This is a genomic window from Curtobacterium flaccumfaciens, from assembly GCF_013359815.1.
GTDB lineage: Bacteria > Actinomycetota > Actinomycetes > Actinomycetales > Microbacteriaceae > Curtobacterium > Curtobacterium flaccumfaciens.
The window spans coordinates 1-11342 of the sequence record NZ_JABMCF010000040.1; the positions used below are offsets into that span (position 1 = coordinate 1).

At 71.2% G+C, this 11342-nt stretch carries 6 protein-coding genes and 1 rRNA gene; 6 read left to right on the forward strand and 1 reads right to left on the reverse strand.

Translation table 11 applies throughout. From position 1 onward, the window contains the following. From rrf to HP445_RS13795, 4 genes are all read left to right on the forward strand, one after another. Positions 1–84, forward strand: a 5S ribosomal RNA gene (gene rrf, locus HP445_RS13780); the annotation flags it as partial. A 128-nt stretch (positions 85–212) separates the two neighbouring features. Continuing rightward, positions 213–1343: an ROK family transcriptional regulator gene (locus tag HP445_RS13785; RefSeq protein ID WP_175330821.1), complete on the forward strand. Its 1131-nt coding sequence runs from the start codon at positions 213–215 to the stop codon at positions 1341–1343. A gap of 104 nt (positions 1344–1447) precedes the next feature. Next, positions 1448–3463 (forward strand): beta-galactosidase, encoded by a 2016-nt coding sequence (locus tag HP445_RS13790; RefSeq protein ID WP_128779598.1) that lies wholly within the window; start codon positions 1448–1450, stop codon positions 3461–3463. Next, positions 3460–5619: an alpha-galactosidase gene (locus HP445_RS13795; RefSeq protein ID WP_241660333.1), complete on the forward strand. Its 2160-nt coding sequence runs from the start codon at positions 3460–3462 to the stop codon at positions 5617–5619. Before HP445_RS13790 ends, HP445_RS13795 begins: the two co-directional genes overlap by 4 nt. 338 nt (positions 5620–5957) lie before the next feature. Here the strand turns inward: HP445_RS13795 and HP445_RS13800 are convergent, their stop codons facing one another. Beyond that, on the reverse strand, positions 5958–8513 hold the full coding sequence (locus tag HP445_RS13800) for a glycoside hydrolase family 2 protein (RefSeq protein WP_128779599.1): 2556 nt from the start codon (positions 8511–8513) through the stop codon (positions 5958–5960). Between the two features lie 116 nt (positions 8514–8629). On the opposite strand from HP445_RS13800, the gene HP445_RS13805 reads away from it, so the two are divergent. Together HP445_RS13805 and HP445_RS13810 are read left to right on the forward strand one after the other, a co-directional pair. Continuing rightward, a complete protein-coding gene (locus HP445_RS13805; RefSeq protein WP_111033828.1) occupies positions 8630–10315 on the forward strand; it encodes an ABC transporter substrate-binding protein in 1686 nt (561 codons plus the stop codon). Positions 10316–10349: 34 nt separating this feature from the next. Next, entirely contained in the window at positions 10350–11339 is a 990-nt protein-coding gene (locus tag HP445_RS13810) for an ABC transporter permease (protein ID WP_071247140.1), read from the forward strand. Positions 11340–11342 lie beyond the last annotated feature (3 nt).

The following is an 11342-nucleotide window of genomic DNA, read 5'->3' on the forward strand; positions in this document are numbered from 1 at the left end:
CACATTCCGAACCCGGAAGCTAAGCCTCTCAGCGCCGATGGTACTGCAAGGGGGACCTTGTGGGAGAGTAGGACGCCGCCGGACTTAACGTAGTAAGAACAGGGAACCCCTGACCATTCGTGGTCAGGGGTTTTCTGCGTTTTGCGGCCCGTTCGGGGTCCTTGTCGAGGGGGTCCGGTCAGGCCGTAGGATCAGCCGACGACGGAGGAACGATGACCGAAGCCTGGCCGGCCCTGCCCGACGGCTCCCGACTGGCGCTGCGGGAGATCCTCATCCACGGGGTGCTCTCCCGCGCCGAGATCGCTCGGTCACTCGGGCTCTCACGGGCGAGTCTCACGCGGGCCATGCGCATCCTCGTGTCACAGCGGCTCGTGGTCGAGGTCGGCACTGATGTGCGCGGTGCCACCGGTCGCCCGTCGGAGCTCCTGCAGGTGAGCAGCGGGCAGTGGGAGTTCCTCGGCATCAAGCTCACGAAGGACCGCCTGTACGCCGCGGTCACGGACCTGGGCGGACGGGTCCTCGCCCTGCACGAAGAGGCGATCGACGACACCGCCGCCGAGTCGCTCGCGGAGCAGATCACGATGGTGCTCGATCGGCTCCGGGATGCGCACCCGGCGATCTGTGCGGTCGGGGTCTCGCTGCCCGGTGACGTCGTGCTGCGCGCGGGGGAGTCCGTCGTCGCGGCGTCGGTGTTCCTCGGGTGGCACGAGGTGCCGTTCGCCCGGATGCTCGAGGAGCGGACGGGGATCGCCACGTTCACGGCGAACGACGTCCACGCGCTCACCGCGAAGGAGCACTGGTTCGGTGCCGGCGCTGGCCGCGGGTCGATGGTGCTCGTGACGGTCGGTGAGGGCCTGGGGCTCGGGCTCATCGCGAACGGGCAGGTCTCCACCGGGGAACACGGGCGACTGGGGCGCATCGGGCACCTCCCGGTCCTCGGGGGCGGTCCGGATTGCGGTCTCGGTCACGCCGGGTGCGCCTCGAGCTACCTGCCGAGCCCGGTCATCGTGCGGAACGCCGGGCACGAGGGGAAGACGTACGACGAGGTGGTCGAGCTCGCGCGGGACGGCGACGAGGGCGCCCTCGCTGCGTTCGAGGATGCCGGCCGCGCCCTCGGGGTCCTGCTCGCCACCGCGGTGCACATCGCGGACCCCTCGGCGATCGTGCTGACTGGTGACGGGCTGCCCGTGTACGACCTGGCGCGGGCGACCGTCGACGAGTCGATGCGAGCCGCACTGGCGCCGTACACCGAGCCGGTCACGGTGGAGGTGCAGCCGTTCGAGTTCTCGGAGTGGGCACGCGCCGGGGCGGTCCTCGCCATCCGCCGGCTGCTGGGGGAGTGAGCGACCACGGGTACTGCAGCGGTGTCGGAGCGTTAGTTACACACGTTGACAAACGCGGACGCAGACGGGAGGCTTGAGCGGTCCACACCATCGAAGGAGATGCCGTGACCGCTGCCCCCACCGTCCCGTGGCCGACCGACGGCCTGTCGTTCGGCGGCGACTACAGCCCGGAACAGTGGCCCCGGGAGACCTGGCTCGAGGACGTCAGACTGATGCGCGAGGCCGGGGTGAACCTGGTCACCGTCGGGGTGTTCTCGTGGGCACTGCTCGAGCGGTCGCCGGGGGACTTCACGTGGGAATGGCTCGACGACGTCCTCGCGCTGCTGCATCAGAACGGGATCGCGGTGGACCTCGCGACGCCGACCGCTGCACCACCGAACTGGCTGCTGACCGCACACCCGGAGATCCTGCCCGTGGACGCCACCGAGCGGCGAGAACGACCCGGTGGGCGACTCGGGTGGTGCCCGGCGTCCGAGTTGTTCCGGGAGCACGCGCTCCGCATGGTCGACGCGCTGGCCGAGCGGTACGGCCGGCATCCCGCGGTGCGGCTCTGGCACGTGAGCAACGAGCTCGGTGGCGGTAACGGCCGGTGCTACTGCGAGGAGTCGGCAGCGGACTTCCGGCACTGGCTCGTCGCGAAGTACGGCGACGTTGAGGCCGCGAACGATGCCTGGGGCACGGCCTTCTGGGGGCACACGTACACCTCGTTCGACGAGGTCTCGCCGCCGCGCGGGGTGGGCGGGGCGCCGAACCCCGGGCTCGCGTTGGACTTCGAGCGGTACTCGTCCGACGCCCTGCTGCGCCAGTACGACGCCGAGAAGGCCGTCATCGAACAGCACTCGGAGGTGCCGGTCACGACGAACTTCATGGTGGGCGCCGGGTCGCAGGTCGTCGACTACGCCGGGTGGGCGACGCACGTGGCGATCGTCGCCAACGACCACTACACCCTGGTCGACGACGCCCGCCGCGAGCAGGACCTCGCGCTGGCCGGTGACCGGATGCGCGGGATGTCGGCAGGCCGCCGTCCCTGGCTGCTCATGGAGCACTCGACGGGGGGTCCGAGCTGGCAGCAGCGCAACCGCGCCAAGGAACCGGCCGAGCTCGTCCGGAACGCCCTGGCGCACGTCGCGCACGGGTCCGACGGGGCGCTGTTCTTCCAGTGGCGGGCCTCCACCGCGGGCGCGGAGCAGTTCCACTCGGCGATGCTCCCGCACGCCGGCACCCGCACTCGCATCTGGCGCGAGGTGCTCGCCCTCGGCCGGGCACTGCAGGCCCTCGCACCCGTCCAGGGCACCCGCGTCGAGCCGGCCCGGGTCGCGATCGTCGTGGACGAGGCCTCCGGGTGGGCCGTGCAGTCGGGGCTCAAGCCGCACCGGGGCCTGCGCTACGGCCGGGAGCTCCGCGCCTGGCACCGCGCGTTCCACGACCGGCAGGTGCTCACGGACGTGGTCCCCGCCGACGCCGACCTGGACGGCTACGACGTGGTCGTCGTGCCGACGATGCTCATCGTCGACGATGCGACCGCCGCGCGGCTGTCCGCCGTGGTGGACCGCGGCGCCACCCTGATCGTCACGTACCTGTCCGGCGTCGCCGACGAGACCGCCCGCATCCGCACCGGCGGCTACCCGGGCGCGTTCCGCGAGGTGCTCGGCGCCTGGAGCGAGGAGTTCACCCCGCTGCAGCGCGACGAGCGCTGGACCCTCGACGACGGCGAGGTCGTCACCGACTGGGCCGAGGCGGTCGTCCTGGAGGACGCCGAGTCCGTGCTCCGCTACACCGACGGCCCGCTCGCGGGCCGGGCCGCCGTCACGCGCCGCGCCGTCGGCGGCGGCGCCTGGTACGTGTCCGCGATGCTCGCGGACGACAGCATCCAACGGCTCGTGGACGGGGTGATCGCGGAGCGGGGGATCCAGCGGACGGTCACCGGGCCTCCCGGCCTGGAGGCGGTGCGTCGCGTCAGCGACGACGGTTCCGCCTTCCTGTTCCTCGTCAACCACCGTGCTGACGACGTCACGGTCGTCGCGTCCGGGACGGACCTGCTCGACGGGTCCGGCCACGGGCCGGACACCGTCGTGCCGGCCGGACGCGTCCGCGTGCTGCGCGAGGAGCGGGCCTCGTGACCGTCGTGGAGCGCGAGTCGACAGCCGTCGGTGCACGCGATCGACGGGTGCACGTGCTGCGATCAGCCGGGGTGTCGCTGGTGCTGGCGTCCGCGGCGGACGGGCTGCCCGAGGTGCTGCACTGGGGTCGGGACGTCGGGCCCGTCGCGCCGGACGATGCGGCCGACCTGCTGCTCGCACTCGGCCGGCCGCTCGGACCGAGTGCGCTCGACGCGCGGTGGCCGCTCACGGTGCTGCCGACCGAGCGCGACGGGTGGGAGGGTCGACCGGGGATCGCCGGGCACGTGGACGGGATGCCGCTCGTGCCGCGGTGGCTCGACGTGGTGGTGATCGGTGACGACGAGCGGATCGTCGTGACCGCGGAGTCGGACTCGTTGGCGCTCCGGAGCGAGTTCGCGCTCGACTCCGCGGGGGTGCTGCGGGTGCGGCACACGGTGACGAACACCCACGCCGAGCCCGTGCACGTGCAGGCGCTCGAGGCGACGCTGCCGGTGGGGGAGCGGATCACCGAGGTGCTCGACCTGGGCGGACGGTGGACCCGTGAGCGCACACCCCAGCGCCGGGCGGCGACGGCCGGGAGCCACGCGCGGGAGAGCCGTCGCGGGCGGACGGGCCACGACTCGCCGACGTTGCTCGTGCTCGGGACGCCCGGGTTCTCAGACGCCGAGGGTGAGCTGTGGGCGGTGCACCTGGCCTGGAGCGCCGACTCCGTGTACCGGTACGACCAGCTCGCCGAGGCGCGACCGCTGCTCGGCGCCGGAGAACTGCTGCGTGCCGGCGAGGTCGTGCTCGGCGAAGGGGACTCGTTCGCTTCCCCTGATGCGGTGTTCGTGTGGAGCGACACCGGGATCGACGGGCTGTCCGACCGCCTGCACGACTCGTTGCGAAGGCGCCCGGGGCACCCGCGACGACCCCGGCCCGTGGTGCTCAACACGTGGGAGGCCGTCTACTACCGGCAGGAGCTCGAACCCCTGGTGGCCCTCGCCGAGACGGCGGCGGACATCGGGGTCGAGCGGTTCGTGCTCGACGACGGGTGGTTCCTCGGCCGGCGGTCGGACTCGACCTCGCTCGGGGACTGGCGCGTCGACCCGACCGTGTGGCCGGACGGGCTGGCACCGCTCGTCGACCGGGTGCGTGCGCTCGGCATGGAGTTCGGCCTGTGGTTCGAGCCCGAGATGGTCAGCCCGGTGTCCGAGCTGGCGGTGGCACACCCCGAGTGGATGCTGCAGCGCCCCGAGGACGACGTCCGCACGTGGCGGAACCAGTACGTGCTCGACATGGCGAACCCGCTGGCCCGGCACCACGTGCTCGAGAGCATGTCCCGCGTGATCGGCGAGCACCACGTCGACTTCGTGAAGTGGGACCAGAACCGGGACATCGTGCACGCGGTGCACGCGGGACGCGCCGGCATCGACGCGCACACCCGCGGCGTGTACGCGTTGATGGACGAGCTGCGTGCACGGCACCCGTGGCTCGAGATCGAGGCGTGCGCGAGCGGCGGTGCCCGGATCGACCTCGGCGTGCTCGAGCGCACCGACCGGGTGTGGCCGTCGGACTCGAACGACGCCTTCGAGCGACTGCCGATCCAGCGCTGGACCGAGGCGCTGCTCCCACTCGAGCTGATCGGCTCGCACGTCGGGCCGGAGATCTCGCACACCACGGGCCGGCACCTCGACCTGGACTTCCGGATGGCGGTGTCGCTGTTCGGCTCGGCCGGCATCGAGACCGACATCACGAAGTTGTCGCCCGAGGAGCTCGACCGGCTCCGGGCCTGGACGGCGCTGTACCGACGGGAGCGCGGGCTGCTGCACACCGGGCGGCTGCGGCACCTGGACCTCGGGGACCCGGGGACGGTGGCGACCTCGGTGGTCGCCACCGACCGTTCGCGGGCGCTGGTGCGGGTGGCGCGGACGGAGACGGGGCCGAGGTCGTTGCCGGTGCCGCTCCGGGTGCGTGGACTCGACCGGTCGCGGCGCTACCGGCTCGCTCCGGTGTCCGGGCTCGCTGTGCCGCGTGGGCTCGACATGGTGCCGCCGGAGTGGCTCGTGCGCGGACACCTGGAACTGACCGGCGCCGTGCTCGAGGACGTCGGCGCCCGGCTGCCACTCCTCGCACCCGCGACCGCGATCGTGCTGGAGCTCCGCGCGATCGACTGAGCGCCGTCAGCCGCGCTGTTTCGGCGGGGGAAGCGTTTCCTGGTCGGCGACGTGACGGTTCCGGTTCGCGATCCTCGGGGATCGTGAACCAGAACCGTCACGCGCCGAGAGGAAATGTCCGTCGCGGGGCGATCGGTGGGGTGGCGCGCGGTGCACGAGGCGCGGTGCGGGACGGTCCCTCCGTCCGCGGGCTTCGGTGCTGCGGGCTGCCGGGTTGCGGGTGCAGCGGAGGTGTGCGGGCGTGCTCGGGTGACGGTTCCGGTTCGCGAACCCGGGGGATCGTGAACCGGAACCGTCAGCGGCGCGAGGGAACGTCGCCGCCCCCCAGGGCACCTGGGTCAGGGCAGGAGCGAACCCGCGTGGCGGAGGACGAGCGGGTGGACGAGCTCCTGTGCAGCGATGCCCGGCGCGCCCGTCACCGTGAAGGTCACGGACTCGCCGGGGAGCAGGGACACCAGGCCGTCGTCGACCCGGGCGGCCGCATCCACGCGGTCGGGGAACAGCGAGACGTCGCGCGCGTACGCCGTCGCCGTCACGGTGACCGTTGCGCCGTCCTCCGTCGCCGACACCACCGTGGACAGGGGCGAGGGCTCGAGTGCCTGGTCGACGACCTCGGCGAAGTCGTGCACGGTGCGGGTGCCGGCTCCCGTGACGACGAGGACCTCGGAACCGGGGTCGCCCGGTGCCGCGAGCGACGACGGCAGCTGCACCCGGTCGGCATCGGCGGGGGCGGCCGCGAGCATGAACGACGACGACTCGAGCACGGCGCCGTCGAAGGCGACGCGGGAGACCGTGACCTCGTCCGCGACCGGCGCCCCGGACGCGTTGACGAGGACGACGTCGAGACCTCCGTCGCCGTCGCCGTCACCGCCCTGGGCACCGGACGACGGCTGCACGGTGAGCAGCACGGGCTGGTAGGCCTGCCGGACGGCGTACCAGACGGGCTTCCGGATGCCGGCGTGGTCGACGAGGGCCCACGAGACCACGGGCCAGTCGTCGTTGAGCTGCCAGACGACCATGCCGGTGTTGTCGGGCGTGCGGGAGCGGAACCACTCCATGCCGAAGCGGATCGCGTGCGCCTGGTTGAGCTGCGCGGCGAAGTGCCAGTCCTCGATGGAGGCCGGCTCGGGCAGGTGCCCGCGCATGCCGTCGGCGAGCTTCCGGTTGCCCTGGTCGGCCTTCTGGTGCACGAGCATCTCGTGGCCGTCGGGGTCGAGGGGCTCGTCGTGCACCACCGCGGTCAGGGTCGACCACGCCGGCGGGCCCTGGAACCCGAACTCGGCGACGAACCGCGGCTCCCAGTCGGCGTAGGCGCGGTAGTCGAGCCGGTTCCAGACGTCCCAGATGTGCACGCTGCCGTTCCGCTGGTCGTTCGGCGTCAGGTACTCGTCGAACGAGAACGGGCTGCCCGGCGTGTACGGCCGGGTCGGGTCCGGCTCGGCGACGACCGACGGCAGCAGGGAACGGTAGTAGCCGTTGCCCCAGGTGCGGCCGACGAGCGACGGCCGCCAGCCCCACTCGGCGTAGGCGACGAGGTTCTCGTTGTTGCCGTTCCACACCACGAGCGACGGGTGCGGGCTGAGGCGGGTGACGGCCTCGCGGACCTCGGGCTCGACCTCGTCGGCGAGCCAGGGCTCCTCGGCGTAGGCAGCACAGGCGAACAGGAAGTCCTGCCACACCAGGACGCCGAGCTCGTCGCACCGGTCGTACAGGTCGTCGGACTCGTAGATGCCGCCGCCCCAGATGCGCAGCAGGTTCATGTTCGCGTCGATCGCGTCCTGGATCCGGTCCGCGTAGCGCTCGGGCGTCATCGCGGTCAGGTAGGCGTGGTCGGGGATCCAGTTCGCCCCGCGCACCATGACCGGACGGCCGTTGACGCGGAGCAGGAACGGCGCGCCGCCGGCGTCGGCAGCGGTGTCGAGCGTGACGGTGCGGAATCCGACGCGGCCGGTCCATACGTCGTCGCCGACCTCGACCCGGACGTCGTACAGCGGCTGGTCGCCCTCGCCGCGGGGCCACCAGACGGCGACGTCGGGGACCTCGAGGCGGACGGTCGCGGCGCCGTCGACGACGGGACGTGCGCCGACGACCCGGCCGGCGGTGTCGGAACCGGCGTGTCCTGCGGACGCGGGGTGCGGGGCCAGGGTGATCCGGGCCTCCAGGCCGGTGCCCGCGGAACCGTCCGCGGACGCGACGGGCGCGCTGCCGATGGCCTGCGAGAAGGAGCCCGTGGAGCCGGCGTGCTCGACGTCGACGTGGGTCGTCAGCACCCCGGTGGTGCCGTCGAGGTCGACGAGCGGGCGGACGGCCGCGATGCGGACGCCGCTCCAGGACTCGATGCCGATCGACTTCCAGATGCCGCTCGTGGCGACGTCGACGCCCCAGTCCCACCCGAAGTTCGACGCGTTCTTGCGGAGCGCGTTGTAGGGGTGGTGGTTGACGTGCGGCAGCTCGCCGCCGTGCAGGGCGGACAGCCGCTCGGCGGCGGGGACGGGCGCGTCGAACGTGACGACGAGCTCGTTCGCGCCCGGTCGGAGCAGGTGCCCGACGGGGAACCGGTACGAGCGGTGTTGGTTGGCGGTCGTCGCGACGACGATGCCGTTGAGCTCGATCGTGGCGAGGGTGTCGAGGCCCTCGGCGACGAGGTCGTGGCGGGTCTCGTCCGGCGCGGTCCACTCGAAGGTGCGGCGGTAGCGCCAGACGGTGTCGCCGATCCACTGGGTGGCGGCCTCGCCGTCGCCGTCGAACGGGTCGGGGATCCGGCCGGCCCGCAGCAGGTCGGTGTGCACGCAGCCGGGGACCTGCGCCTCGACCGGTTCGCGGTGCTCCGCCGACTGCTCGGGCCCGGTCACCGCCTCGAGGGTCCACGTGCCGTCCAGGGTGGTCCGCTCCATTGCGTCTCCTCATCGTTACGGGGCCGTGACCCGACCCCTTGACCGCCTTAGTTTACGCGTGTAACAATCACGCTCACAACGTGGACCCTGCGACGACGCAGACCGAGAGGACAACGATGTTCAACCCAACCCGTTCACGGCTCGCCATCGGCGGCGCCGTTCTCCTCGCAGCCGGCCTCGCGCTCAGCGGCTGCAGCTCCAGCGGCACCGCCAGCACGAACGACGCCGCTGCCTCGACCCTGGTGGCGTACACCGGCCAGTCCGGCGACTACCAGATCAACTTCAACCCGTGGTCGCCGTCCAACATCGGCGGCGTCGGCACGATCTACGAGTCGCTCTTCTTCATCACCAACGTCAACACGAAGGACCCGAAGCCGCTGCTCGGCAAGTCCTCCGAGTGGAACGACGACGGCACGCAGCTCACCATCACGCTGCGCGACGGAGCCACCTGGAGCGACGGCGAGCCCTTCACCTCGAAGGACGTCGTGTTCACGCTCGACATGCTCAAGAAGCAGAAGGCCCTGAACTCGATCGGCTACGACGGCACCGCGAAGGCCGACGGCGACGACAAGGTGGTCGTCTCGTTCGACAAGCCGTCGTTCGTGCTCGGCCCGAACCTGCTCGGCAAGACCTGGATCGTGCCCGAGCACCTGTGGAAGGACATCGACCCGACCACCGACGTCGTGCGTGAGCCCGTCGGCACCGGCCCGTACACCCTCGGCACGTTCAAGGCGCAGGCGTTCACCCTCGAGGCGAACAAGAAGTACTGGGACGGCGCCCCGGCCGTGAAGACCATCCGCTACCTGTCGCTCTCCGGCAACACCGCCGGCGCCGACGCGCTGAAGCAGGGGTCGATCGACTGGCAGACCGGCCCGGTGCCGAACATGGACGACATCCCCGCGAACTACAACGGCTACGACGGCATCACCGTCGGCCAGAACCAGATGGCCCTGCTGACCTGCGCGAACACCGACCTGGGCTGCGCCGGCCCGCAGACCGACCCGGCCGTCCGCCACGCGATCGCCGACGCCATCAACCGCAAGCAGCTCAACTCGCTGGCGTTCGAGAACACGGCGAGCGAGATCTCGCCGACCTTCGCGCTCACCACGACGCAGAAGGACACCATCTCGAAGGACATCGAGCCGGCCGTGATGCCGGAGACCGCCGACACCGACGCGGCCGCCTCGACCCTCGAGGACGCCGGGTGGAAGAAGGGCTCCGACGGCATCTACGCCAAGGACGGCAAGAAGCTGTCCCTGACGGTCGAGGTCGTCACCGGGTGGACCGACTACATCACCGCGATCGACACGATGACGCAGCAGCTCAAGGCCGCGGGCATCGAGCTCAAGGCGCAGCAGTCGTCGTGGAACGAGTGGACCGACAAGAAGACCAAGGGCAACTTCGAGCTCGCGATCGACTCGCTCGGCCAGGGCCCGACGGCGAACCCGTACTACCTGTACAACAACTACTTCACGACGGCCAACACCGCGAAGGTCGGTGAAGCGGCCCCGATGAACATCTCGCGGTACAGCAACCCCGACGTCGACAAGGCCATCGCGAAGCTCGCCACGATCAACCCCGAGGACACCGCGGCGACCCAGCCCGAGCTCGACACGATCCAGGAGCACATCGTCGAGGACCTGCCCTACATCCCCGTGATGACCGGCGGCACGACGAGCGAGTTCCACGCGGCGAAGTTCACCGGCTGGCCGACGGAGGACGACCTGTACGCGTTCCCGGCGGTCTGGGCGAGCCCGGACAACGCCGAGATCTTCAAGGCGCTCAAGCCGGCGAAGGGCTGACACCGATGGGATCGCGACCGAGGGGCACTCGACGATGACCTACTTCCTGCGCAAGATCGGCTTCTACGTCGTCGCACTGTGGGCGGCCCTGACGCTGAACTTCATCATCCCCAGGCTCCTGCCCGGCAACCCGGTGGACATCCTGCTCGCCAAGCTCCAGCAGCGCGGCGGGCAGGTGACCCCGGCGACCCGGGAGGCGTACGAGCTGCTCCTCGGTGGCGATTCCTCGGAGCCGCTCATCTCCCAGTACGGCCACTACCTGGTCAACGTGTTCCGCGGTGACCTCGGTGTGTCCGTCAGCTACTTCCCGGCACCCGTCACCGAGGTGATCGGCAGTTCGCTGCCGTGGACCATCGCCCTGGTCGGCATCGCCACCATCGTGGCCGCGATCATCGGCGTCGGCCTCGGGGCCTTCGTCGGGTGGCGGCCCGGCACCTGGCTCGACTCGTTCGTGCCGGCCACCACCCTGCTCGCCGCGGTGCCGTACTTCTGGCTCGCGCTGATCCTGGTGTACTTCTTCGCCACCGGGCTCCACCTGTTCCCGGCGCAGGGCGGCTACGACGTCATCCTGACGCCCGGGTTCAACTGGGACTTCATCGTCTCGGCGGTGCAGTACGGGGTGCTGCCGGCGGTGACGATCGTGCTCGCGTCACTCGGCGGCTGGCTGCTCGGCATGCGCAACATGATGGTGTCGACGCTGTCCGAGGACTACATCACCACCGCGCAGGCGAAGGGCCTGTCCGACGGCAAGATCCTGCGGAACTACGCCGCCCGGAACGCCGTACTGCCGTCCGTCGCCGGGTTCGCGATCTCCCTCGGGTTCATCGTGTCCGGCTCCGTCGTCACCGAGCAGGTGTTCTCGTACCCGGGCATCGGGTCGAAGCTGCTGTCCGCCGTGACGAACAACGACTACGCGCTCATGCAGGGCATCTTCCTGTTCATCACCCTGGCGGTCCTCGGCGCGAACCTCGTCGTCGACCTGCTGTACGGACTGATCGACCCGCGCACGCGGGCCCGGAGCTAGGGG